Raw genomic sequence first — 23574 nt, 5'->3', positions numbered from 1 at the left:
CCCGCTCAAGACGACAGTCTGGCCAAAAACGAGATGATCTGGCGCCCTACCCGGGCTGAAGTCAGCCGAGTGTCCAGAACCTTGCGGGCCTCGGCCGCGTGGGTTTGGGCGCGGGAAAGACCATCTTTAGAGTCAATCACCCAGCGGACGACCCCATCCATGTGTCTGCCCGGCGCCTCAAAGTAGTGCAGGTCGGGTTGAAAGAAAGGAGTTTGCAGGCTTGCGGTCGTGACCAGGGGCGTCTCGCATGAAAAACCCAGCGCCATCGCTCGCGTCCAATTTAAAGACCCGATTTGGTAACGACTGATATCGATCACGCTCTTAGATAGCATCGAAATTCCAAGGTAGATGGCTTGGCGCGCGCGGGTGGATTCGTTGTAAGGAAGTGGGGCGTCCGGCACATTTTCATAGCCCAAGAAGCAATCCTTCGATGCCAGATACCTTGCGTTGCGCAGGAGAAATTGCGTCCGCGGCTGTGTCTCGTAGCCAGTCAGCAAGATGTCCAGCGGCCGATCCGCGATGGGCTCGATCGCCCCAACTCGCTTGAGCGTGTCTGGCGACATCCAGTTGACGAGGGCATTGGAAGGATCGAAGTCGTCGATCATCTGGCTGCGTTGTTCGATCGCCAACGGCGGCCACACATGAGATGCCGGTACCCCGCATCGCTCCCATAGCATGCTAGTCTGAAAGACCAGATCCAGTATTCCTGCCGCCATATAGAGCCAGGGCAGATCCGAAACAAACCTCGAGGAGAATGCCTGCGCCGTATTCAACATCACGCAATTCATGACGAATTCCGGCCGACGAAACGTTTCCGGAACGTCGTCTTCAAAAAATTCGTGAGGGCTAACGACAATGGAAACCGTCGTACGACTTGGCAGTTCAGTGTGCTCGTTTGCTAAGTGACATGTCACGCCAGCAGCGCGTAGGGCGCAAACGAGCGCCTGGGCGATGGGGTAGGCATCGTAATTTGAGCGAGAATGAAGGTATACCGCGACTTCCGTTTGAGACACAAACTCAGCGTGCTTGCGCACATCGAGTTGGTCGGCCTCAAACTTGGCAATATGGCGCTTGGCGAGCAAAGGGTAATCAGCCTGCACTGTCCCAAGCACCCGGGCCAGGCTGCGCGCTGCGGTGACCCTCCGCTTTTCATAGAGGCCCGAACACACATAGTGTTGGAACGGCTCAATAGGCGGATTGTGCAGGTCTTCGTGCAAAGACAAATATTCCTCGGGATCGAAGAGCAACGACTTTGCGACGCGCTCTGCGACTCTCGGGCGTGCGGCCTCGCGTAGGTGCTCAAATGGATCAGCCTGACGCTGGTTCGCGATGCGGTGTCTACCGCCAGGCATTCGCAATTTCGGCAGCTCCCCCAGGAGAGCCTCGCGAAGGGCAACTTTGTCTATGGATGAAGGCGGCAAACTGCAGTTTCGTTCCAAAACAGATAAAGAAGCATCCGGGCCGAAAAGAGGGACGTCCAAACCCTTGATGCCAACGGAAGAATAATAGTCCATGAACTTGAAGCCATCACCAACCACGCGACCGGACAGCTTCACCCAAACGGCCGGTATGCCATAGGCGTGTGCGAATATAAGCCCGTGTAGGCTTGAGGTTATTATTCTTTCGCAGGCGCTCAGCGTGCGTATAAATTTGTCGAATGGCGACAGAACATCCAGTATTTCAGCGCCATCCTCACGAGCTCGTTGCACAAACGGCTCATCTGCATCAACATAGTGCGGCACAATGCCAAGTGGTAAGGTAGTCTCGCTGCGAGGGTACATATCCGAAATGAAGACCCCTGGGTCCCCGAATACAGCGGCACATGGAAACCCTTGGCGTCGCAGGCGATCATAGGTCAGGAGTCCCCGGACGGCGGCAATTGATTTAGGGTTTACGGGTAGTATCACGTTTTCTGAAATAAATCCGGATCCCCATATTATGGAATTTTCGTCCGCCCAGTGTAGTATTGAGCCAAGGCCGACAAGATTTGGCCTATTACAGGGCGGTTCGCCCACAATCCGGACGTCTTCTCCCGAAATTCGCGATGTGATTAATGCGCTTGCGACATCACCAGCATTCGGAACAGCCGAATATTGCTTCAGATACAGGGTCACCCAGATATCCCGCCAAATGCAAACCGACACGGCCCTTCGCGCTAGGGCGCGGTGAGTAGGAGGGTCACCGCGTGCTATTGGACCCGCGGTTAGGCATAAGGAGCGTGACGGCAAAAATCAACGCTCGAGGCCACGGGGTGCTCCCGATGGCTTGAGGCGACGGCTTCGGACGCCGCGGCGGACAATGAGGTTCACGAATATCCGGCGAACATCCGGCTTGGAGCGGTGGATATCTTCGTCAGAAGAGCAATCGAAAAGGGGTATCGGCGGCTTCATCGTCGGTTTCCTGGCAAATCCAGGCAGGCCTCCTGAGGGACAATCCGTTCCAGTGAAAGTAGAAGGCCCGGCCAAGCGTGGTTGTCTTTTCGCTTTTTTAGTTCCCTGTAAACGCTGGGGTGGCGCCTTGCCTCGTTATCACACCTAAGATGGCGTTCGTCACCGGGTCAGTCGATCCGGCGGCCACCTGGTTGCCGAGATAGGCCTGCACCGGTCGCGACATTAATGTACTGCCGGCGATGCGCGGCACGGCCATTCCCGCAATCATGCCGGGCAATCCTGCGACCATGCCGCCGACGCCGGCGGATAGCGGCACTCCGACGCTACGAACGGCCGATCGCGCCGCGGTTCCCGAATTCGGCAGTTCAGTCATCACAGCCTGGCCGGCTTTCGCCATGTCGGCGAAATCGCTGGCCCCGGTCGCGAAGCCTTCGCGATTGCCGGAAGCTGCGGCATTGCGCAACTGTGCGGGCGAAATCAGGCCGAGGCCAGAATTCGCACCGCCCCCGACGGACGCGCGCTGCAGCACCTTCATGTTGCCGTACTGGCTGCGGAGTTCGGCCCAGCGCGCGGCATCGGCGGGGCTGATCGACCGGTCCATCGCGCCGTCGAGCGCGTCACGAAGGCCGCGAAAGGCCGCCGCCAGGGTCTGGTTGCCCGTCGAACTGGAGGCCCGCGACAGATCGGAACGGATCGTCTGGTATTCGGCGCCTGGCAACTTGCCGCCGTTCGCTTGCAGGCGTTGGACGATGTCGTCGGCCAGTCCGTTGATGATCGGCTTCTGCTGCGCCTCAAGCAACTTGTCGTAGCGGTTGAGCGTCGTGCCGATATCGTTGCCTAGCTTCGGATCCGCCGTGAGCGTATTTCGCGACGAGATCGATTCGAATTCCTGGCCGAGCGTATCTCGCAACGCGGCCATGTTGTCGGGCGTCGCGCGACCAGCGCCGCCGGCTTTGCGCAGGGCCGCGTCGGTGAAAGCCTCGCCCTGCTGCTCCGCCATGTTCGCAGCTTTCGCCCCGCCGAGCTCGCTTTCGGCGTAACGGAGCACCTTGCTGCCCGTGCGCTGGCCGGCCGTGACAGGAACGCCTTCACGGGCAAGCACGTCGACTGCGGCCTCACGTTCGGGCGTCGATGCGAACGGACTGACGATCTTGCGAGCTACGCTGCCGAGTGCGGACGTCGCGTAGGGCGCCGCGCCGCCGACGGCCGCGCCGATCGTACCGCCAGTCAGCAAACCGCGCAGCCGATCCATGAATTCGCCGTCCGCGTTGCCGGCGCCATTGGCGGCGCCGTAAATCGCGCCGTCGGCAGCGCCACCGAGAGCCACACGGCCGAGTGCCCCGCCAGTGCGCGCGGCGTTCAGACCGAAGCCCGCGCCGCCGGTGGCTGCTGCCTGGGCCAAGCCGCCGCCGACCTCGCCGGCCAGATACGATTTCGGGTTGTCGGACTGCGCCTTGTCGGCATTGCCACGCATTTGCGAAAGCACCTGGTCGCGCGGAACGCCCGAAAACGTGCTGGCGAGGTAGGACGCCAGTTCGTCGCCGAAACCGAACGTCGTCGCGTTGGCGGCGCCCATGGCTGCGGAGCCGGCCTTGCCGTACTGCTGAACCTCGCCCGTTTTCGGGTCGTAGCCTTCCACGCCGGGCGGGACGTACGTCGGAACGCCTTCCGGTTGGTTGACGCCCTGTGCCGCTTGCGGCTGCGAAACGATGCTGAAGCCTGGCGGCAGATCATCAGTGGCAGGCTGCGCCGCCTGTGCGCCGTAATGCTGATCCTGCGCTTTGTGGAGCGCTTCGGCGTACATGTTGGCATGGGCCGGCGTGTCGAACTTGCCAAGGTTCTGCCCGGTGTTGCCGTACAGGTCCGCAGCAGCACTGTCGCTCATGATCTTGCCGTCCGGCGATACCGTCGGCACCAGGATCTCGCGACCGCCGTCGTCGCCGAACGACATCGATCGCACGGTGCTGTAGGAGCCGTCGGCGTTCTTGACGATCGGGCGCGCGTTCAGATCGATGTTGCCCTGTTCCAGCATACCGGGAAACGGCCCCATGGGGCTTGCCGGTGGCACGTTGCCAGGCTGTGGAACGATGCGGAAACCGTGCGGGAGATCGTCAGCCATCACATCGCTTCCCATTTGCCGCCGCGACGCACCATCTTGTCGCCTGCGGAATTCTGAATGACGGTGCCGTCAACCACACCCGACGGGCCGGATCCTTGAGCGGGTGCGGAACCGCCGACTAGCGCGCCCGTTTTGAGGTCGTAGCGCTGACCGTTGCCGAGGCCGTCGATGATGTCGCGATAGATGTTCGATACGCGCTTTAGATTGTACTGCAGCTGCGTTCGATCCTGCGACGTGCTCAGGTTGCCGATGGCGGCTTGCAGCATGTGGTTTTCTGCGTCGGAAACAGCACCAAGGGCGCCGCCTGTCGGGGACGCTTCACGCATCGCCTGCAGTTTGTCGAAGCCGGCATTAGCCTTGACGGTGTCGATCAAGGCGCTCGTGTTGAACGCCGGGGTTCCAGGCACGGCACCTGTGATCGCCGCGCCAACACCCGTATTCAGCATCGGGTTTTCGTCGATTTTCGCCAATGCGCGATCAATGTCGTCGACGACGATGTTCGCGGACGTGTTGCGCGTCTGACCTTTGGCCGCGACCTGAGCCGCGCCATCCGCTTCAGCTTTCGCCGCCGGCCCACCCGGAATCGGCTTCATGCCGGCGACGTTGCCCTGAGCATCGCGAATAACTTGCATCCCGGCCGGGATGGTGCCGATGTCGTTGTTGCCGCCGACGTTGATCGTCTGGCCCTTCGTCTCGACCGGCTGCGCGCCAGCGCGCACCGCCGCGCCAGGCGACATGAACGTCGGCCTGCCGTCCACGACGGCTTGCACGGGTGCTTTCTCGCCCGCATAGCGGTCGACAACCATTTCGTCGCTGATCAGGCCGGCGTCACGCATTTTTTGCACAAGATCGCCCTGCACCTCCGTCTCCGACAGCGCCTTCGCGCGGCCCTGAGCCGCCGGGAGATCATGGGCGACGCCAAAATTACCAGCGATGTCGGAGGGCACTTCGGGGCGCACCTGGCCTTCGCTGAGCGGTTGGAAGAACTTGCCAAGCTCGCTCACGCGGTTCGTCTCCAGCGCGCGGGCATTGTCCGCTGAGTTGGTCTGAATGGATCGAGCGTTGTCGTCGGCATTGTTCGCGCGAGACGTGGCCGCTGTCACGTCCTGGCCCCGACGTGTGGTCTGATCGCCGAGATTGACCGAATAGTAGCTCTGGTTTGGCTGATAGATGCCAGCGCCGACGCCGAGACGATCGGCAGTCGCCTGATCGTAGTTGGGTGACTTGGCGTAGTCGTAAAAATCAGCCAACCGCGACGCCGCGGCCTTCCGCGAATTGGCTTCGGCCCATCCTGCCGCGTCGGCGCCGGAAGGCGGCTCGAACAGGCTGGAGAGGTTCGCCGCGGCCTGTGCGAACTGAGGTGAGTTAAAAAATGGGCTTGCCTTGATCGACGTCAATTTGGCCTCCTTCAGTGAATAGCCGGAGCGGGTTCCGCGAGATCATTCGACAAACTTCTGGCGAACACATCTTCGAAGATATCGAAGCCGGTGAGCGTCAGTTGCTGGCGGTGCAGCGCGATCGAGAGTTCCGCCACGAAGATCGCGACATAGTTGATACGCGCGATCCGCAACTTGGCCCCAGTCGGCGCCAGCAGATCATTGGTGCGACCCATCCCCCAATACAGGCGCTCTGGCGACATCACACCCCGCGCGGCCATAATCGGGCAGGCGTCTGCGATCAGTCGAGATAGTCTTGGCATTTGGGCTGGAAAGCGCTCCGCCAGATCGTCGCTCTCGCATGTCGCCAGCAGGATTTCCTGCACGCCACAAAGGCAGTTCAGCAACGCGAGATCAGCATCACCAACATTGGCCAGGTACTTTGCAGAACGCTCCAAGCGAGCGCTGATGCTTTCATCGGTGGAGTGGATTGGCAGCGTGGGTTCCGGCATCGCACTATCCTCGGGCATTTCACAGCGAGCGAAGCGGCGCTTCGCATCAAGTCGATGATGGCTGTGAATGGATCCGTTGACGTTTTGCAGGCTGGCCTGCGGCGATGCGAAGCGCCCGAGTTTTCGCGTTGTTCCGGCGGCGCTTAATTTACCCGAGTTCGGCGAGGATAGCCAGCCCGCCTGGCATTTTTTGGAACGGTTGTGACGGCCTGACAGGATGTCCAAAAGTTTGGCGAAATCGCAAATTTCTTCTGGGTGTCGCCGGCGTTCTGGGCAATGCAAAGTGACCGATGCCAGGGGTGGCACCCGGCGGGCCGGCCCGATGGTCGACCCTCGCTATCGGCAGCGATCGATGCGCCACAGTCGGTCCCATGTACATTAACGTACACTTTCTGGACACCGGGCCGTTGACTGTACACTTCGCGTACACTAATGGTTTGGACACGATAGTTAAAGACGAAAGGGTACGGAAGTGGACGGCAAGGTGATTGGATATGCGCGGGTGAGCTCGACAGGGCAGGATTATGACACCCAGGTCGAGCGGCTGAAGGCCGCCGGCGCCACCAAGGTGTTCAATGAGAGGCAGTCCGGTCTAGATCGTGAGCGGCCCGAATTGGCGAAGTGCCTGGATTACGTCCGCGAGGGAGATACGCTGGTAGTGACCAAGCTAGACCGGCTGGCGAGATCGGCGGGGCACCTCCACGAGATCGTCGAAGGGCTGAATGCCAAGGGCGTCGGGTTCAGGGTGTTGGACGACGCTTCGCTTGATACAACCACGCGAACGGGAAAGCTAGTGTTCGGCATCCTCGCCAGCATTGCAGAATTTGAGACGGCGCTGCGCAAAGAGCGGCAATTGGAAGGCATCGCGAGGGCAAAGGCTGAAGGCAGGACGGGCGGACGTCCCGCTATGGTGACGTCCGACGTCAAAGCCGAGATCGCAAAGCTGAACGCTGGCGGGATGAGCATCCGAAAGGTTGCTGCTCAGGTGGGCTTTAGCAAGGCCACCGTGCAGAAGATCTTGGCCGCCGCCACTGCCGGCAAAACCTGAAAGCCCGTAGCGAGGACAAACGAAAAAGGGCGCCGCGTTGGCGCCCTTTTCTTCGGATTGTGCGATTTCGTGAAGCTCGCTTTTAGCCGGCCGCGTGCCGACCCTCATTCCATTCGTCGCACATCGCTCTCATCCGTTCGGCCAATGCGATCGGTACGAGGCCGTCGACTGTCACGCGGCCTATCTCACGGGTGTAATTGCGCATGACGGGATCATCCCATTCGAGAATTTCGAACGATGCTTCGTCGCTGATGATCGGCTGTTTGGTGGTGAAGGAGATTACGTTCGTCACGGTGCATTACCTCGCTAAAGGGTTGAATCCAGGGGTTAGCGAACCGCACGACGGTTCCGCGCGGTTTTAGGCGATGCCTTGGACATGCCGCGCGGCCCCTGGACCAAACTATCAGCGGGTTGAAGCCTGTCGGATGCTTCCCAACCGCGTGCGTGGGTCGCTAAACCCATACACAATAAAGCGCAACCCGAAACTATAATCAAGGTTAATTAGGAAAATAATTCACGCATTCTCGTGTTGATCAATGTATATTTCTCAACATACAATCAACATACAATCAACGGCAAATTGATACTTAGACTACATCTTGACAAACCGCGAGCCACGCAACACACTTTACTCGTCATGGGCGCCGAAAGGCTGAACAATGAAGACTGATGCCTCCACACTCCTGACCCAGGAAGAGGTCGCCGAGCGACTGCGCTGCTCAGTAGCGAAGGTGAAGCGGCTGCGGTTCACCGGGCAACTGGCCTACCTCCCCGGCCGGCCCGTGCTGATCGAGGAAGCCGATCTGGAAAAATACCTGGAAGGCATAAAGCGCCAGGCGAAACCGATCGCCACGAAGCCGGAAAAGAGTGCGAAGCCAGCGCTCGAGGATCCTGCCGTACTCGCAAAGCGCATTTTTTGGGCACGCCAAAATTTCCAGTTCGACAAACAGCGAAAGGCGAAGGGAAAATAGCTGTGCCCCACGATAAATATGCGCTTGACCAGCTTGGCGCCACACGATGGTCGTCTCCGCATCGGGTCCCGGAAGCTGACGTCCCGATGATATTGATGCAGGTCGTCATCTCTCTGGACGAGTTAGCGGAATGGCACACATGGTGTCGAAACTTCAAAGCGGAGCATGCTGGCAAGCCGGGGGCGGACTTTGTAGAAAATTGGAGCGTGCCAGTCCCCAACGGGGGAGGCCGCCGTTTTTCGTCAGAACTCCAGGTGCTGCACATGCAGTTGCCCTCTTCGCTAGGCCTCGCATCCTTCAATGCGTACCGGCGCAAACAGGGCCTGGAAGAGATTGACCCGGATACCGCCTAATCGAAAGCGCAAGGCGCCCCGCGCTCAATCTTCTCGGGTGCTTGTACGCTGCCTTGTGTTGGAAGCGCCGAAGCGGCTCGAGCATCGCGCTTCAACCGATCGATCGCGTCCTGCAGTTCGTCGCCGGTCATTTCGCTCGGGTCTTTCACCTTCTTTCCACTGCCTGCCTTATCAACCAGCATTCCGTTCGCCCGCAAAAGCGCGACGCCGGCGGTTGCCTTGGCGGGCGGCGGCGATCCCTTGTCAACGCAAACATTGATCAGCGCTTCGACGGCGCTCTCCAGCCCCACCGTTCGGAGGCGAAGAGATACCCGTTCAAAGAGCGCTTCCGGCGTTTCATATTGTTTTTCCGTGCCCATCACCCAAAGGCTCCTTTTTCAGCTTCGCGCAAGCGTTCTAGCTCTGCTTTCCGATCGGCGATGATCCTGTCGAGTTCAATCGCCTCTGCATTTGGGACCGGCTTCGGCCGCGACTCGATCATCTCGCGGACAGCAACTCCCTCCTGACGCTCTCGACGTGACCGAGCTCGAGCAGCGGCCGAGCCGGGCTTGTGTGTCTTCTGCCACTTCTCGTGAGCGGCGCGCTCTTCCGGCGACATGGCCGCGGCACGCTTTGCGCGTTTCGCCGCGGCGCGCTGAAGGTCGTTCAGTTTGCGGTTCAGCTTCGCTTCAGCCCCAGGTGCGTTGCCGTCAGGCCAGACCGGCCTATGCCAATTGTTGCCCTTGCCTGTCTTCCCGCCGTGGCGAGGGCACCGCCCGTTTGCCATCGCGAGATTCTGGCAGGGCTCGCCGTCGCGCTTTCGGGCTGCGCCGCACTTTGGTTGAAGATGACGGGTGCGATTCCATTTGATGATTGACGCGCGGCCGACCGCGATCTGCGCCGCACTGCCGCGCCAGCCGCCCGGCGTGTTCGCCCCGGCGCGGCTCACGGCAAGTTTCCGGTTACGTATTGCTGAGGTATCGCAAAACCGGCCGCACCAAAGCGGTCGACCCTCGCGCTACCGACAGATTGTCCATCCCGCCGGACTGCGGCAAACGCGGCTTGTGCGCGTGTGAGATACATTCCCAAAGCCAGATGATGGGATTGGTAAAAATAGAGCGTAACGCAAACTATCTCTTCGCGTACGCAAGCCGCGTTTGCCGCGCTTTCAACCTTCACCGTCGCCTCCTTCGGACAATTTGTCTGAATTGACCCACTTCCGCGCCTCTCCGGCTTCCGCGATTGCTTGCCTCTTGCGGGAACGCTCCTGGGTTTCTCTCGCTGCCTGAGTCTGAAACCGAATGTGGACCTTTGGATTGACGTGCCATCGCACCGGCCCCTCACCTGAACGTTCATCGACGCGACACCACCCGGCTTCTTCAAGCTCGGCCATCGCCGCCAACAACTTTCGGCGATCCGTCCGCAAATCCTTGCGCGCGTCGGAGATAGTTCGCGGCGTCACGAACTCCAGGTCTGGCCGGGTCAACAGATAGCCAGCAACCGCTCTCGCCTCCGTCGCCGCCGGGTCAGGAGCAAAGAACGTCTGATAGAGACGGAGGGCGTGGCGTAGCAGGAACCTTGCAAAGTTGACGGCACGCCGAACCGTAGCGACGCCGATGCTTGGCCAGAAATCGGTGTCTTCCAGCGCAAACCCATATTCCAACGCATGAAAAGTGAGGACGATGCGCGGGAGGAAAAGCCCCCACTTATCAAGATGGCCCCGCCAAGCGACCGAACCGCCCGGAATGCTCCTAAGGCGAGAGATCGCCGCTAATGCGTCGCGAAACTCAATCTGGGCGTCGGGGACCATCTTCACGGGGGCAGTCTGCAGGAACTGTGCTCCCGCCAATCGGCGGATTGCTCGGCGGTATGAGGCGACTGCTTTCGCGTCCGGTTCTTCATCGACGGCCTGCCGCTCCGCCCCGTCGTCAACGACGAAAAGGAACCGCTGCAGCATGCCGTCGGCACCTAGATTGCGCGCGATCTCCGCCAGCTTCTGCGGCTGCGTTCCGGCTATCACGCCCATCAGAGCCTGATCGGCCCGCACTGAACCGCTGCCGACTCTGTCCACCGCAATGGGGCGCCCTTCGAACAGGCGCAGCGCCTGGCTCCGATCGCCTTCGGCGCCCTTCTTGTACTGGCCAAGCGATCCGAAGAAGCCAAGCAACTCGTCAGGCGAGCGCATCAGCCCGCGTGGATTTTGAGCGTGGAGGCGCACTTGCTGCTCAAGAGTTATGTCGTCCACGACAATGCGGCGGATGATGGGTTCCGGTCCGGGATCTGGATTTTCCTTGGGCCGTTTCTTGTGAGCCTGCGAAGCGGCCGACCAACGATCGTGTCGGCCCTTGCCCGCCGCGTACCATTCGGCGTCGAGATCCCTCAACGGCTTCTCCGCGGCGCTGATCACTGGAGACTTGCCCCGCCCTGGCTCCGCGACGATTGCAGCCCACAAAGCCGCCGGCTGGACAAAATCGGTGTCGAGCGCCTTGGGTTGGATCCGCAAGGAGGCGCCCACGGCCGTCGACGCAACGGCAACCGCCGCCAATGCGGCGAAGCTCTCCGGCGCGCCTTTGCGCCGGGCCTCGCTTCGGACCCACCGGTGGAGCATCGGGGGCAGGCAATCTGATGGTAGCGTGGATAGCTCGGCGGGGTCGTCCTGCGCGAAGATGTCAACAGGTTCTGCCTCATCAGCGTGATCGGCGGCAGCGGCTGGGTCGGGGAGCGACGCCGCCACGGCGGCCCTGCGCTCATCGACGATCTTTTGCAGATCCACCGGCGCGGATTGCATCTCGTTGGCGAATTCGAGACGATCGAAGGCGTTCGGGTCGATAGCCTGCAATGCGGCCAATGTGTCGGCCTTCTCGGCCAGCTTATCGGCCTGCCACGTTGCTGGCTCATCGCCTACGGCAAATTCAAAAAACCGTGTCGCTTCCAGCGCTGGCCAAGAAAGCCCGACGGCGCGCGCGATTTCCGGTAGCGACGACGACCAAGTCGCGCCGGCCGCGAAGGCCGGAAATTGCGGGCCGGCCAGTGTCCGGCAGAGCCACGTCAACGCTTGGGCTTCAGTAGGACGACGGACCGATGAATCAGGTTCTCCGACAACTGCGTAAGACTGCCCTTCGCCCGGCCCATAGACGGGTGCGCGCCCGAAACTGATTTCGCTCGCGTCGTCGATCGAACCGAACTCGCAAATGAATGACGTCGGGGTGTGCGTGCGCTCGGCTCCATAGTCGTGGATGCCATCCGGGAAGATGGCTAGGTCTTCATCGAGATCGCGATCGAGATCCGCCGAAGTGATGCGCCATTCCCGATCGTTGGTCGGTGTGCATGGAACGACGGATGGCACCCATTCGGCTCGCCGCGCCATCACGGCACGCAACACCGCTGCGGCTGGCGAGTACGGAGGCTTAGTGTCTTTGCCCCCGCTGGTCTTCGACGATGCGAGATGAAAGCCCAACGACTTCGCCGTCTCGACGATGGCCGGGATGAGCGCGTCGAGCTTGGCGCTCTCCAGCACGGGCAACGCCTCGAGCGCAATATTTGATAGCGATGACTGAACGCGCGCACCGGATGCGTGGGTGCCGGCAACGACGATCTGCTGGCCTTGGGCCAAGAACTCAACCGCGTGTTCTCGGCCGGTCACGTCGTCGACCAAGTGCAGGCGCCGTTTGCCAAGCGGCGCCGACAGCTTCAGCATGATCATACAACTGGTCGAGTTGTCGCGCCATCGCAGAGGAAGACGCCCGACTGGAAGGTCCAGAGCCTCTGCCGCGAGTGCCTTCACGGCATCAACCAGAGCTCGACCGCGATCGGCCTCCGGTGACGTCTCCGAGACCCCGATCTTGATGTCGACGTCGAGGGCAGCCACAACCCCGGTGACGACGCACCAGTTGACAGGCGCTGGCCATCGACTCCACTCGTTTATGTCGGCCGGTGTGACTTCGGCCTTGCGCCAGCCCTTGAAGCCGACCCATTGCCCGCTCTTGAGCTTCGACGGGACTTTTCCGTCGCTCACACGGTCAACCAGTGCTCCTTTGCTCCGGTCCCAAAGCGAACAAGTTACGCCGGGTGGTGCGGCGGGCCGCAGCATCGACGAATATCCTGCCCTGACAAGCTGATCTAAATCGCTGGAGGCCCGCGCCCCGTCGCGCACGACGGTCCATTCAGGCTTGCCAGCGCAGACTTGTGGTATTATATTACCAGTATCCATTAGTCGACCTTCTCGCCGGCTCGCGTGTTTCAGCACGCGGCCGGCGCTTCTGTTTTTGATTCCCCAAGGTCGATTGGTCGTCTGTGTCCGGTGCGGGCCTTCAGCTTTCGCTAACGTGGCGCGGTGCCTGGGCGTTTGAGGATTTCGCCGGCTTCTGCAGCCGAGTACTCTCGCTCCTCGATGCCGATTCTGTCGGCTTCGGCCCGTGATCTGGGATCTCGAGCTAATGCAGCCATATCGTCGATCATGCGCCTTGACCGCGGGCAGAGCTCTTTCAGCAGCCCAATTGCAATTTTGAGATTATCAGGCGTGCTCTCGCGATATGCTGGCGGTAGCCACAGTTCTGTTTGGAAGGCCTGCGACGCGGTTCCGTTCGCGAAGACCGGCAACGTCTCCAGCGTGATAACGAACCACCCCGGCTCGTAAATCTGACCCGGCTGCATCTCGGCAATCGTCATCGGACGCATCTGCGCCATCAGAGGCGCGCTCATAGCAGCGCCAGCGTTTGCTGAACGCCTGTGATTGGGCTGATGCTTCTCCCGCCCAGAACGCATCAGGCGCCCACGCAGCGGTCGAGAAAGGCGTCGGCGTCGACACGACGCACCAAGGTCCGTCCGCGAACCTTCGCGGGCACGATGTCGCCATCCTTGAAAAGCTTATAAACCGTGGAGCGGCAGACCCGCAGGTAATCCGCCGTCTCGTCGACTGTAAGGGCCGCAGACTGTGCGGTAGATGCGCTCGGCTTCCTCTTGTGCACTGGTGATGCCTCCAATCCGTCAATAACATTAGATGGCCGTCACTATACAACAACAGTTTTTACTTTCAACACACCCGATTTTGTATGTCGGAGAAAATAGATATACTTACATCGACATACAGAAAAATGCACAAGAGCAAATTTGCGTTATTTATCAATGAACTGGCCGTGTAATCCGTTTGACGCGCGGTTGACGAAAATATTTTTCGCTTCCCCTCAGCATTCCGGCTGGGGGCCGGTCGAGCAGTGCGCCTGGCGGGTCCACAGCCTGCAGAGCGAAGCAAGACTGCCGGTCCGATTCAACGAAACCTGCAACGAAACTGGCCGGATATTGCTAAGTGCTTGAAATCGTTGGTACGCCCAAGGGGAATCGAACCCCTGTTCCCGCCGTGAGAGGGCGGTGTCCTGACCGCTAGACGATGGGCGCGTTCAAGAACCGGCGATATAGGCTGGCGGCCGGAAAAAAGCAACTGGGGTTCGTTGGCTTTGCGGCACCGACCGAAAAACAGCCCGCAAGCTAGCGTTTTGGCTGGATCAGGTCCCACAGATTGCCATGGAGATCGGCGAAAACGGCCACGATGCCGTAGGGTTCGAAACGCGGCGCCTCGCGGAATTCGACGCCATTGTCCAGCATTGCGGCATGGTCGCGGGCAAAGTCGTCGGTTTCGAGGAACAGGAAGACGCGGCCCCCGGTCTGGTTGCCGATGCTTTTCCTCTGCGCCTCGTCGGACGCCCCGGCAAGCAGCAGCCTGGCGCCCTGCCCGTTTGCCGGCGCGACGATCACCCAGCGCTTGCCGCCGCCGAGATCGACATCCTCGAGCAACAGGAAGCCCAGCCGCCCGACATACCAGGCGATCGCTTCGTCATAGTCGGCGACGACCAGCGTCACGGTCGCGACACGGCGATGTTCGGCGAATTCCGTCATGTCCGCGGCAAGCTCGTTTGCTGCATTGTTGCCTGCCTATTTGTTGCGGATTGCAAAACGGCCGATCAAGCGGCGCTCTGCTATATCATATACGAAGATCGCACGGCTGCCGTCGGAAAGCTCGGCATCGATCGAGACGCGATTGCCGGATATCGACTGGCTGACCACACTGGAACCGACCGGCAGCACGATGTCGCCGCTGAGCGGTTCGCCGGCGGGCACCTGGATGTCACCGGCCAGCGGCGGGCTATCCGGTGTTGCCTTGCGTGATTTGTAGACAATCGCTGCGATCACAACCATAAGGGCCAGCAAAAGCAGGCCCAGATTGATGGCCATGAAGCGGATAAGCTTGCCCCGCACCTTGGCAATTTCTGGGTCGAGTGGCTTTTCCTGGTCTTCGTCGGCATCGGGCCGGGCCATGGCAGATATTCCGGAACGGTTTTCGATGAGCGCTCATAACGAAGAGGCTCCTGAATTAATAGAGGACCAATTGATGGAGGACCGATTCACAGGGGCCGAGCCGACGGTGCTGGTCGTGAGCGCGGATGCTGCCGGCCAGCGCCTTGACCAGTGGCTGGCCGCCAGTCTTGGTCCAGACATGTCGCGCAGCCGCGTGCAGATGCTGATCAGACAGGGCGCTGTGCGCATCGGCGACAAGGTCATCGAAGAAACCAAGCGCAAGATGGCTGCCGGCGAGAGTGTATCCGTCACCATGCCGGAACCGGAACCGGCGCAGCCGCTGGGCGAGGACATAGCGCTCGACGTGCTCTACGAAGACGATGAGTTGATCGTCGTCAACAAGCCGGCGGGGCTTGTCGTGCACCCCGGCGCCGGCAACTGGACCGGCACGCTGGTCAATGCGCTGATTCATCATTGCGGCGACAGCCTGTCTGGCATTGGCGGGGTGCGCCGGCCGGGCATCGTCCACCGCCTCGACAAGGAGACCAGCGGCGTCATGGTGGTCGCCAAGACCGATCGCGCCCACAAGGCGCTGTCGGAGGCCTTCGCCGACCACGGCCTGACGGGCGACCTCGAACGCGCCTACCTGGCGCTGGTCTGGGGCATACCGCAGAGGCCGACTGGAACGGTCGATGCGCCGCTTGGCCGCGCCGCCGACCGGGTGCGCCGCGCTGTCGTGCCGGAAGGCCGCGACGACGCACGCCACGCCGTCACCCGCTTTGCCGTTCAGGAGCGTTTCGGCGAGGACCAGCGGGAATTCGCCACCGCAAGCCTCGTCGAATGCCGGCTGGAGACCGGCCGCACCCACCAGATCCGCGTCCACATGGCCCATATCGGCCATCCCGTCATTGGCGACCCGGACTACGGCCAGGCCTTCCGCACCAAGGCCAATCGACTGCCGGAGCCCCTGAAAAGTCAGGTCAAGGCATTTTCCCGGCAAGCCTTGCATGCCTGGCTCCTTGCATTTCGGCATCCCACTACCCATCTAACGATGAGGTTCGAGGCGCCGATACCAAGGGACGTGGAGGAACTCGTCGGTGGCTTTCGCAAACTCTGAACCTGCCATCAAAAAACCTGAGTGGCATTGTTCACTTCAACGTGACACACTGTTTCGTGTTGAACAAATGCCTGTCTTTTCTGGTTTTGTTCCTGTATAAGATCTGTTGTCGCGGGCGAGCCTTTTGGTGCTCGCGTCACATGCCCGCCGCGTTTCGGGGGCATCACTCCAATAGAGAGGGGGCGCTATCATGGCCCAGTCATTACCCAGTATCGTTTCCGGCGAAGGCGGCCTCAGCCGCTACCTGGAAGAAATCCGCCGCTTTCCCATGCTTCAGCCGCAGGAAGAGTACATGCTCGCCAAGCGTTATGCCGAGCATGAAGACACCACGGCCGCGCACAAGCTCGTCACCAGTCACTTGAGGCTCGTCGCCAAGATCGCCATGGGCTATCGCGGCTACGGCCTGCCGATCGGCGAAGTGATCTCGGAAGGCAATGTCGGCCTGATGCAGGCCGTCAAGAAATTCGAACCCGAGCGGGGCTTCCGCCTCGCCACCTACGCCATGTGGTGGATCAAGGCCTCGATCCAGGAATACATCCTGCGCTCGTGGAGCCTGGTCAAGATGGGCACGACCGCCAACCAGAAGCGCCTGTTCTTCAATCTCCGCAAGGTGAAGGGCAAGATCCAGGCGCTGGACGACGGCGACCTCAAGCCCGACCAGATCGCCGAAATCGCCACGCGGCTGAACGTTTCCGAGGCCGAGGTGGTGTCGATGAATCGCCGCCTGTCCGGCGACGCGTCGCTCAACGCGCCGATCCGGGCGACGGAAGGCGAGTCCGGCGAATGGCAGGACTGGCTGGTCGATGACCACGAAAGCCAGGAAGAGATGCTGATCGAGCAGGACGAGCTGGAAAATCGGCGCGGCATGCTGTCGGGCGCTCTGGCCGTGCTCAACGATCGCGAGCGGCGCATCTTCGAGGCGCGTCGCCTCGCGGAAGAGCCGCTCACCCTGGAAGAGCTGTCGGCCGAGTTCGATATCAGCCGCGAGCGTGTTCGCCAGATCGAGGTGCGCGCCTTCGAGAAGGTGCAGGATGCCGTCAAGGCCGCCGCCAAGCGCCAGATGCAGGCGCTGCGCACCATCGAGGCACAGCCGGCGGCTTAAAGCCGGGATCGGTCAGGAGATACAAGCGGCGCCGGGAAACTGGCGCCGCTTTTTTGTACACAAGCAGCCGGAGCCATGGTTGCCTCAAAGCCCGTCCAGCGGGAATTTGAGGTACCGCCGGCCATTGGCTTCCGGTTCCGGCAGCCGCCCGCCATTCATGTTGACCTGCAGCGCATGCAGGATCAGCCGTGGCATCGGCAATGTCTTGTCACGCGCCTCGCGCAAAGCAACGAACTCAGCCTCTGTGCGTGCGGCGACAAGATGGATGTTGGTGGATTTCTGTATCGCCACTGTGCTTTCCCACCGGGGCTCGCGGCCACCGGCCTGATAATCATGGCCGACGAAGACGCGCGTCTCGTTGGGCAACGCCAGGATGTCCTGGATCGAGCGCCAGAGCCGCGCGGCGCTGCCGCCGGGGAAATCCGTCCTCGCCGTGCCGCTGTCGGGCATGAACACCGTATCATGCACGAAGGCCGCATCCCCCACCACATAGGTGATCGACGCCAGCGTATGTCCGGGTGAGAACAGCACCCTGACCGGAAGGGTTCCGACCCGGAACGTCTCCCCCTCGGCGAACAGCCTGTCCCACTGCGTGCCGTCGGCGGAAAAATCCGGCCAGTTGTAGATGACCTTCCAAAGTGCCTGGACGTCGACGACCCTGTCGCCGATCGCCGTCAGCGCTCCGATCTTCTGTTTCAGGTAATGCGCCGCCGAGAAATGGTCGGCGTGCGGGTGGGTGTCGAGGATCCACTCCAGTTCCAGCCCGTTTTCTCTGACGAAATCGAGCAGGGCATCCGCGCTCCTCGTGCCGGTCGCGCCGGATTTCTCGTCGAAATCCAGGATTGGATCGATGATGGCGCATCGCTTCGTCGCCGGGTCCGCGACGACATACTGGATGGCCCCGGTCGGCTTGTCATAGAAGCCGCGGACCGAAGGCCTTGCCAAAGCTACATCCACTTCCGGCTCCCTCACCCACGACCGGCAGGAAGGATTTTCTCCACCGGAACTCATTGCGAGCATGGTTGTCCGCTCCCGCGGACCAGTCAAGCATGACTTGGCTCGCGGAAGCGGAAAAGCCAAAAACGGTTCTGACGCGCTGGCTTCAGGCGGAAGGCTGCTTGGTCTTCCTGAGATAGGGCAGGATGGTCTCGTAGGCGCCGAAGCGCTTGATCGCATCCTCGTTGGAAACGGCAGCCGTGATGATGACGTCCTCGCCCTGCTTCCAGTTCGCCGGCGTCGCCACCTGGTGCTTGGCGGTAAGCTGCATGGAATCGACCGCGCGCAGGATCTCGTCGAAGTTGCGCCCCGTCGTCATCGGGTAGGTCAGCACCAGCTTGATCTTCTTGTCCGGTCCAATGACGTAGACCGAGCGCACGGTGGCATTGTCGGCGGGTGTGCGGCCTTCCGAGGTTTCGCCGGCGCCGCCTGGCAGCATGTCATAGAGTTTGGCAACCTTGAGGTCCTTGTCGCCGATCAGCGGGTAATGCACCGAATGGCCGGTCGCGGTCTTGATGTCGTCCTGCCATTTGCCGTGGCTTTCGACCGGGTCGACCGAAATGCCGATGATCTTGACGTTGCGCTTCTTGAACTCGCCCTCGAGCCCCGCCATCGTGCCAAGCTCGGTCGTGCAGACCGGCGTGAAGTTCTTCGGATGGCTGAACAGGATCGCCCAACCGTCGCCGATCCAGTCATGGAATTTGATGGTCCCTTGCGTGGTCTCGGCGGTGAAGTCCGGCGCGATATCGTTGATACGAAGACTCATGACCTATCCCTACCCCTTGTGAAATGCAGCCGGCATTCTTTTCGGCGGCCGGCGCAGGCACCTAGTCGTAGCACCGCTACGTGACTGATTAAACGCTGGAGATGACGGCTAGTCACCCGACGCGCAAAAATTTTTCCGCGCCCCCGGATCGGGGCGAAAAATTAAGCGTGACATCGGGCATGAGACAAACGCCAGGATCGGCGAGGCCCCTCAGGCCTTGTTGATCGCCAGTGACGTCGCCAGATCTTCCATGCGCTGCGCCAAGGCGCCGAGCGCGTTGGTCAGCACGCTGTCGCTCTTGTCGGCCTTGGTCAGCGCCTCGTCGCGCGTCTTGCGCAAGGTCAGCACTTCGCTCTCCATGCCCTTGACGCGCTTCTGCAGCTCGGAAAGCTCGTCCATGACCATGATGCCAGCCATGACGGTCAGCCGCTGGTCGCCGATCTCGCCAAAAGAATCCTTCAGATGCGAGACATAACGGTCGAAGCGTTCGGCGAGATCGATCAGATGCTCTTCCTGGCCCTCGTCGCAGGCCATGCGGTACTGCTTGCCGTCGATTGAAACCGTGACCTGTGCCATCGGGCCAGCTCCTATCTGTCCAACACGGCGCGGATGGTTTCCATCGCGGTCACCAGCCGTCGCGATACTTCCTTGTTGGCATCTTCCAGCCGTTCGGCGCGCGCTTCGGAATTGTCGAGCTCCTGCGCCAGCCGGGAGCGATCGGCATTCATCCGTTGCACTTCGGCCTCGGCTTCCGAATAGTCCCGTTCATGCTCGAGCTTGGCCGCGACGGCGTTTTCCAGCCCTTCGATGGCCCTGCCCAGCCTGGCGATTACTTCCTTGAGCGTGCTTTCCCCGGTCATGGCCTTCGTCCTGCCCTGCCCATCACCGAATCGTTCGCGTTCAGAACGCGTTATCCCGGAAACATTAGGCACCGGGTGAAGGCAACGTCAACAAAGCTCTCGCGACTGTCCCCCGCTAACGCTAAAGTAGACCTGCCTCCGGCATCACAAGACCGGCAAATGTGCACCCGATTTGTTGACTAAAAGCCCGCGCCTGCTATGTGTCGCGCACCCTTTTCAAGGGCTCTCCCAAGCCCCCAAACCCCCACCCTGGAGGTACCATGACGTCGCGTGAACAACATGACCGGATGGCCAATGCGATCCGCTTTCTCTCCATGGACGCCGTCGAAAAGGCGAATTCCGGCCATCCCGGCCTGCCCATGGGCTGCGCCGACATCGCCACGGTGCTGTTCACCCGCTTTCTGAAATACGACCCCAAGGCCCCGCACTGGGCCGACCGCGACCGCTTCATCCTGTCGGCCGGCCATGGCTCGATGCTGCTCTACTCGTTGCTGCATCTGACCGGCTACGAAGACATGACCATCGACCAGATCAAGCACTTCCGCCAGCTGGGTTCGAAAACGGCGGGCCATCCCGAATACGGCCATGCCACCGGCATCGAGACGACGACCGGCCCGCTCGGCCAGGGCCTCGCCAATTCGGTCGGCTTCGCGCTGGGCGAGCGCATCATGAACGCCGCCTTCGGCAACGACCTCGTCGACCACTATACATACGTGCTGGCCGGTGACGGCTGTCTGATGGAAGGCGTTTCCCAGGAAGCCATCGCGCTTGCCGGGCATCTCAAGCTCAACAAGCTGATCGTCTTCTGGGACAACAACAACATCTCGATCGACGGTCCGGTCTCGCTCGCCGACAACACCGATCAGGTCGCCCGCTTCCAGGCCTCCGGCTGGAATGCCAGCCATATCGACGGCACCGATCCGGAAGCGATCGCCTATGCCATCGAAGCCGCCCGCCATTCCGACAAGCCGACGATGATCGCCTGCAAGACGACCATTGGCTTCGGCGCCCCGACCAAGGCCGGCACCAACAAGGCGCACGGCTCGCCGCTCGGCGCCGACGAGATCGCCGGCGCGCGCAAGTTCTTCAACTGGGACTCGCCGCCCTTCGAAATCCCGGCCGACATCCTCGACGCATGGCGCACCGCCGGCAAGGCCGGCGCCAAGCCGCGTACCGACTGGGAAGGCCGCCTCGCCAAGGCCGATCCGAAGCTGAAGGCCGAGTTCGAGCGCCGTACCGCGGGCAAGCTGCCGGCGAACTTCGACGCCGTCATCGCCGACTACAAGAAAAAGCTTACGGCTGACAAGCCGAAGGTCGCCACCCGCAAATCGTCGGAAATGGCGCTGGAAGTCATCAACGGCGCGGTGCCGGAAACCATCGGCGGCTCAGCCGATCTGACCGGCTCCAACAACACCAAGACCAGCCAGACCAAGAACATCACGCCGGACGATTACGGCCAGCGCTATGTCCATTACGGCATCCGCGAGCATGGCATGGCCGCGGCCATCAACGGCCTGACGCTGCATGGCGGCCTCATCGCCTATGGCGGCACCTTCCTGTGCTTCTCCGATTACGCCCGCCCCTCGATGCGGCTTGCCTCGCTGATGGGCATCCGCTCGATCTTCGTCATGACCCATGATTCCATTGGTCTGGGCGAAGACGGCCCGACCCACCAGCCGGTCGAGCACATGGCGGCCCTGCGCGCCATTCCCAACCACAATGTGTTCCGTCCGGCCGATGCCGTGGAAACCGCCGAATGCTGGCAGATCGCGCTCGAATCCGAAAAAACGCCGTCGACCCTGGCGCTGACCCGTCAGAACCTGCCGACCGTTCGCACCGAGTTCACCGAAAAGAACTTGAGCAGCCAGGGCGCCTATGAGCTCGCCGCAGCCAGCGGTGAGGCGGCGGTGACGATCTTCGCCACCGGCTCCGAGGTCGAGATTGCGCTCGGCGCCCGCGACCTCCTGGAGAAGCATGGTCACCCAACCCGCGTTGTCTCGGTGCCTTGCTTCGAACTGTTCGACAAGCAGAGCGACGATTACCGCAAGAAGACGATTGGCAACGCGCCGATCAAGATGGCGATCGAAGCCGGCATCCGCCAGGGCTGGGATCAGTTCATCGGCTCCGACGGCATCTTCATCGGCATGACCGGCTTCGGCGCCTCGGGCACCATCGAGCAGCTCTATCCGCATTTCGGCATCACCGCCGATGCAGCCGCCAAGGCAGCGGAAGCCCGTCTGCACGGCAAGTGAGCCCGGGTATGTCGCCCAAAAGTGTATCGCGGTTTCGGGATAACGACATGCACGAAACAAAATCCCCGGCGAAGTGGCTTTAAAAGCGGTTTCGCCGGACTGGCCCAACCTAATCGATTTAAATGCAGCCCGCTGCGGCTGGATTCTTTGCCCGTCCGCCGCTATGAAGCTGCGGACCAATCGTCTGCCCTCCAGCTCCCCGGGAGAGAAAAATGACTGTCAGAGTTGCCATCAACGGATTTGGCCGCATCGGCCGCAACATCCTGCGTGCCATCCATGAGTCCGGCCGCAGGGACATCGATGTCGTCGCCGTCAACGATCTCGGCCCGGTCGAGACCAACGCCCACCTGCTGCGATACGACAGTGTGCACGGCCGCTTCCCGCATGAAGTGTCGGTCGACGGCGACCAGATCACCGTCGGCAAGGAGAAGTTCAAGGTCACCGCGATCAAGGACCCGACACAGTTGCCGTGGAAGGAACTCGGCGTCGACATCGCGCTCGAATGCACCGGCATCTTCACCGCCCGCGACAAGGCCGCCGCGCACCTGACCGCCGGCGCCAAGCGCGTGCTGGTCTCGGCACCCGCCGACGGCGCTGACTTGACCGTCGTCTACGGCATCAACCACGACAAGCTGACCAAGGATCATATCGTCATCTCGAATGCGTCCTGTACCACCAACTGCCTGGCGCCGCTTGCGGCCGTCCTGCATGAGACGGTCGGCATCGAAAAGGGCATGATGACGACGATCCATTCCTACACTGGCGACCAGCCGACGCTGGACACCATGCACAAGGATCTCTACCGCGCCCGCGCCGCCGCCCTGTCGCAGATCCCGACCTCGACCGGCGCCGCCAAGGCGATCGGCCTCGTCCTGCCCGACCTCAAGGGCAAGCTCGACGGCATCTCGATCCGCGTGCCGACGCCGAATGTCTCGGTCGTCGACTTCAAGTTCATCGCCAAGCGTTCGACCACAGTGCAGGAAATCAACGAGGCGGTCATCGCCGCCTCCAACGGCAAGCTGAAGGGTATCCTCGGCGTCACCCATCACCCGAACGTGTCGATCGACTTCAACCACGATCCGCGCTCCTCGATCATGGCGCTCGACCAGACCAAGGTGATGGACGGCAACTTCGTTTCGGTGCTGTCGTGGTACGACAATGAATGGGGCTTCTCCAACCGTATGGGCGACACCGCTGTCGCTTTCGGCAAGACCATCGCCTGATCGAAGATCCGCCTTCTCGACACTTGAAACGCCCGGCTTCTGAACTGACCCCGTAAAGTTGGACGGTTCATTGAGCTGGTGGATTTAAGGGCTGGGTCCTGTATTGCACGGGGGCCAGCCCTTTCAGTTTCAGTTTGATGCGGCGGTGGTTGTAATAATCGATGTAACCCTTGATGGCCGTATCGAGGCTTTGGACAGTTTCGAACCTTTCCGGATGGA

At 61.2% G+C, this 23574-nt stretch carries 24 protein-coding genes and 1 tRNA gene; 7 read left to right on the top strand and 18 right to left on the bottom strand.

The window, feature by feature from the left end; genetic code table 11:
• Positions 1–5 precede the first annotated feature (5 nt).
• From C7I87_RS28095 to C7I87_RS28080, 4 genes are all read right to left on the bottom strand, one after another.
• The gene (locus C7I87_RS28095; RefSeq protein WP_188394027.1) at positions 6–2114 is read right to left on the bottom strand and encodes a polysaccharide pyruvyl transferase family protein; all 2109 of its coding nucleotides are present in this window, start codon (positions 2112–2114) and stop codon (positions 6–8) included.
• A gap of 373 nt (positions 2115–2487) precedes the next feature.
• Entirely contained in the window at positions 2488–4422 is a 1935-nt protein-coding gene (locus tag C7I87_RS35395; protein WP_188394026.1) for a hypothetical protein, read from the bottom strand.
• An 86-nt stretch (positions 4423–4508) separates the two neighbouring features.
• Positions 4509–5906 (bottom strand): hypothetical protein, encoded by a 1398-nt coding sequence (locus tag C7I87_RS28085; RefSeq protein ID WP_149907283.1) that lies wholly within the window; start codon positions 5904–5906, stop codon positions 4509–4511.
• Between the two features lie 11 nt (positions 5907–5917).
• Complete coding sequence (locus C7I87_RS28080) at positions 5918–6622, bottom strand: hypothetical protein (RefSeq protein ID WP_149907282.1); 705 nt, start codon at positions 6620–6622, stop codon at positions 5918–5920.
• A gap of 247 nt (positions 6623–6869) precedes the next feature.
• On the opposite strand from C7I87_RS28080, the gene C7I87_RS28075 reads away from it, so the two are divergent.
• Positions 6870–7445: a recombinase family protein gene (locus C7I87_RS28075; RefSeq protein ID WP_149907281.1), complete on the top strand. Its 576-nt coding sequence runs from the start codon at positions 6870–6872 to the stop codon at positions 7443–7445.
• Positions 7446–7527: 82 nt separating this feature from the next.
• Here the strand turns inward: C7I87_RS28075 and C7I87_RS28070 are convergent, their stop codons facing one another.
• Positions 7528–7737, bottom strand: a complete 210-nt coding sequence (locus C7I87_RS28070; protein WP_140708003.1) for a hypothetical protein — start codon at positions 7735–7737, stop codon at positions 7528–7530.
• Positions 7738–8104: 367 nt separating this feature from the next.
• Here C7I87_RS28070 and C7I87_RS28065 point away from each other — a divergent pair, with 367 nt between their 5' ends.
• Together C7I87_RS28065 and C7I87_RS28060 are read left to right on the top strand one after the other, a co-directional pair.
• Positions 8105–8416 carry a helix-turn-helix domain-containing protein gene (locus tag C7I87_RS28065; protein ID WP_149907280.1) on the top strand — a complete coding sequence of 104 codons (312 nt, stop codon included), beginning with the start codon at positions 8105–8107 and terminating at the stop codon, positions 8414–8416.
• A gap of 95 nt (positions 8417–8511) precedes the next feature.
• Positions 8512–8769, top strand: a complete 258-nt coding sequence (locus C7I87_RS28060; protein WP_149907279.1) for a hypothetical protein — start codon at positions 8512–8514, stop codon at positions 8767–8769.
• Here C7I87_RS28060 and C7I87_RS28055 read toward each other — a convergent pair.
• The 8 genes from C7I87_RS28055 to C7I87_RS28020 form a co-directional block, all read right to left on the bottom strand.
• Positions 8766–9128 (bottom strand): hypothetical protein, encoded by a 363-nt coding sequence (locus C7I87_RS28055; protein WP_149907278.1) that lies wholly within the window; start codon positions 9126–9128, stop codon positions 8766–8768. The genes C7I87_RS28060 and C7I87_RS28055 overlap by 4 nt on opposite strands.
• The gene (locus C7I87_RS28050) at positions 9128–9697 is read right to left on the bottom strand and encodes a hypothetical protein (RefSeq protein WP_149907277.1); all 570 of its coding nucleotides are present in this window, start codon (positions 9695–9697) and stop codon (positions 9128–9130) included. Before C7I87_RS28050 ends, C7I87_RS28055 begins: the two co-directional genes overlap by 1 nt.
• A gap of 219 nt (positions 9698–9916) precedes the next feature.
• A complete protein-coding gene (locus C7I87_RS28045; protein WP_188394025.1) occupies positions 9917–12838 on the bottom strand; it encodes a DUF3987 domain-containing protein in 2922 nt (973 codons plus the stop codon).
• 230 nt (positions 12839–13068) lie between these two features.
• The gene (locus C7I87_RS28040) at positions 13069–13434 is read right to left on the bottom strand and encodes a hypothetical protein (RefSeq protein WP_149907275.1); all 366 of its coding nucleotides are present in this window, start codon (positions 13432–13434) and stop codon (positions 13069–13071) included.
• Between the two features lie 77 nt (positions 13435–13511).
• The gene (locus C7I87_RS36845) at positions 13512–13715 is read right to left on the bottom strand and encodes a helix-turn-helix domain-containing protein (protein WP_188394024.1); all 204 of its coding nucleotides are present in this window, start codon (positions 13713–13715) and stop codon (positions 13512–13514) included.
• Between the two features lie 352 nt (positions 13716–14067).
• Positions 14068–14142, bottom strand: a tRNA-Glu gene (locus C7I87_RS28030).
• 90 nt (positions 14143–14232) lie between these two features.
• Positions 14233–14640 (bottom strand): VOC family protein, encoded by a 408-nt coding sequence (locus C7I87_RS28025; RefSeq protein WP_149907274.1) that lies wholly within the window; start codon positions 14638–14640, stop codon positions 14233–14235.
• A 36-nt stretch (positions 14641–14676) separates the two neighbouring features.
• Complete coding sequence (locus tag C7I87_RS28020) at positions 14677–15060, bottom strand: fimbrial protein (RefSeq protein WP_149907273.1); 384 nt, start codon at positions 15058–15060, stop codon at positions 14677–14679.
• Between the two features lie 25 nt (positions 15061–15085).
• On the opposite strand from C7I87_RS28020, the gene C7I87_RS28015 reads away from it, so the two are divergent.
• Together C7I87_RS28015 and rpoH are read left to right on the top strand one after the other, a co-directional pair.
• A complete protein-coding gene (locus C7I87_RS28015) occupies positions 15086–16156 on the top strand; it encodes an RluA family pseudouridine synthase (RefSeq protein ID WP_149907272.1) in 1071 nt (356 codons plus the stop codon).
• Positions 16157–16346: 190 nt separating this feature from the next.
• Positions 16347–17258: an RNA polymerase sigma factor RpoH gene (gene rpoH, locus C7I87_RS28010; protein ID WP_015315375.1), complete on the top strand. Its 912-nt coding sequence runs from the start codon at positions 16347–16349 to the stop codon at positions 17256–17258.
• An 84-nt stretch (positions 17259–17342) separates the two neighbouring features.
• Here rpoH and C7I87_RS28005 read toward each other — a convergent pair whose 3' ends face one another.
• The 4 genes from C7I87_RS28005 to C7I87_RS27990 all read right to left on the bottom strand — a co-directional run bounded on the left by C7I87_RS28005 (position 17343) and on the right by C7I87_RS27990 (position 19880).
• The gene (locus C7I87_RS28005) at positions 17343–18215 is read right to left on the bottom strand and encodes an MBL fold metallo-hydrolase (RefSeq protein WP_149907271.1); all 873 of its coding nucleotides are present in this window, start codon (positions 18213–18215) and stop codon (positions 17343–17345) included.
• Between the two features lie 145 nt (positions 18216–18360).
• Entirely contained in the window at positions 18361–19020 is a 660-nt protein-coding gene (locus C7I87_RS28000) for a peroxiredoxin (protein ID WP_140509714.1), read from the bottom strand.
• Positions 19021–19230: 210 nt separating this feature from the next.
• Positions 19231–19596 carry a cell division protein ZapA gene (locus C7I87_RS27995; RefSeq protein WP_140754571.1) on the bottom strand — a complete coding sequence of 122 codons (366 nt, stop codon included), beginning with the start codon at positions 19594–19596 and terminating at the stop codon, positions 19231–19233.
• Between the two features lie 11 nt (positions 19597–19607).
• Positions 19608–19880: a DUF4164 domain-containing protein gene (locus tag C7I87_RS27990; protein ID WP_149907270.1), complete on the bottom strand. Its 273-nt coding sequence runs from the start codon at positions 19878–19880 to the stop codon at positions 19608–19610.
• Positions 19881–20140: 260 nt separating this feature from the next.
• Between C7I87_RS27990 and tkt the strand changes: the two genes are divergently transcribed.
• Positions 20141–22132: a transketolase gene (gene tkt, locus C7I87_RS27985; protein ID WP_149907269.1), complete on the top strand. Its 1992-nt coding sequence runs from the start codon at positions 20141–20143 to the stop codon at positions 22130–22132.
• A gap of 212 nt (positions 22133–22344) precedes the next feature.
• On the top strand, positions 22345–23355 hold the full coding sequence (gene gap / locus C7I87_RS27980) for a type I glyceraldehyde-3-phosphate dehydrogenase (protein ID WP_149907268.1): 1011 nt from the start codon (positions 22345–22347) through the stop codon (positions 23353–23355).
• A 67-nt stretch (positions 23356–23422) separates the two neighbouring features.
• Here gap and C7I87_RS27975 read toward each other — a convergent pair.
• Positions 23423–23574 (bottom strand): IS3 family transposase (locus C7I87_RS27975; protein WP_149907267.1); only part of this gene is annotated, 152 nt, incomplete at its 5' end.

Origin of the sequence: Mesorhizobium sp. SARCC-RB16n (assembly GCF_008520305.1) — a bacterium.
GTDB lineage: Bacteria > Pseudomonadota > Alphaproteobacteria > Rhizobiales > Rhizobiaceae > Mesorhizobium.
The sequence above is the reverse complement of the archived record's forward strand: the minus strand, read 5'-3'. Positions and strand labels throughout refer to the sequence as shown.